Annotated in this window: 3 protein-coding genes; 2 read left to right on the top strand and 1 reads right to left on the bottom strand. The window is 37.3% G+C overall.

Translation table 11 applies throughout. The features are described 5' to 3' along the window. Positions 1-398, bottom strand: a 398-nt coding sequence (locus DV434_RS10570) for a helix-turn-helix domain-containing protein (RefSeq protein WP_153065694.1), incomplete at its 3' end; no start/stop codon positions are given. A gap of 110 nt (positions 399-508) precedes the next feature. Between DV434_RS10570 and DV434_RS10565 the strand changes: the two genes are divergently transcribed. Then, positions 509-697, top strand: coding sequence for a transcriptional regulator (locus tag DV434_RS10565; protein ID WP_005679233.1), 189 nt, complete (start codon positions 509-511; stop codon positions 695-697). Positions 698-745: 48 nt separating this feature from the next. Continuing rightward, a partial coding sequence (locus tag DV434_RS11130) for a phage regulatory CII family protein (protein ID WP_479680712.1) occupies positions 746-912 on the top strand: 167 nt, incomplete at its 3' end.

The following is a 912-nucleotide window of genomic DNA, read 5'->3' as shown; positions in this document are numbered from 1 at the left end:
AGTGTTGATTTGGAAAAACGCAATTTGAAGTTGTTATAGTCTGCTATGTCATCAGCAAAGCCGTTACCGGCAGCAAGGCGAATATCTTGATAAAACGGAACGGCGTATTCATCGCTATTTAGTGGAGTATTGTGATCCCATAAGTCGAATGAGCCAACGTCTTTCACATTAGAAGTTACTTGATTTTCTAAAGGATCGACTGTTCCGTATTTCAAATAAGCAGGGGTAACTCCAAAGTATTTCGCTATAGCTTCAATTTTATTATCTCTCGGGGTTGCAGAGCCTAAAGTGTAACGTCTAGCCATTTCATAGGTTACGCCAATAGCTTTTTGTAAATCCACAATATTTTTGCCTTGTTTAGCCATTAATTCATTAAGTCGGCTTGCTAAATCTGTCATAGACACTCCTTTATTCTACTAAAGGTAGAAGATACAAAATTAAAATAGTTGATTCAATTCTATTTTTAGTAGTAGAATTGCACTACTTTAAATAGAATAAAGAGGTTAAAATGCTACCAATCGAAAAAGCTTATGAAATCGTGGGCGGCATTTCGGCTATGGCTCGACATTTCAATCTTACCCCTTGGGCTGTTTCCAAGTGGCGTGAAAAAGTACCTGCGGAACGTTGCGCAAAGATTGAAGAACTTACAGCTGGAAAAGTCAAGAAATCCGAATTACGTCCTGATTTGTGGGATTAATTTACCAACCTTTACCAAAAAGAAAACCATAAAAATAAGGCAAAAATTATGGAAATGAAGAAAGTTATTATCGAAATGATTGATCGGATTCCTGGGGGGAGAAGTGCGGTAGCTGGATTCCTAGGTTTTACCGAAAGTGAATTAAAGAATCGCCTTTATCAAATAAAGGGCCAACGATTCAAAAATGAAGAATTGATTGCACTGCAACTTGAGTA

It is taken from the genome of Haemophilus haemolyticus (assembly GCF_003493685.1).
GTDB lineage: Bacteria > Pseudomonadota > Gammaproteobacteria > Enterobacterales > Pasteurellaceae > Haemophilus > Haemophilus haemolyticus_O.
Note: the sequence above shows the minus strand (reverse complement) of the source record. Positions and strands in the feature narration are given on the sequence as shown.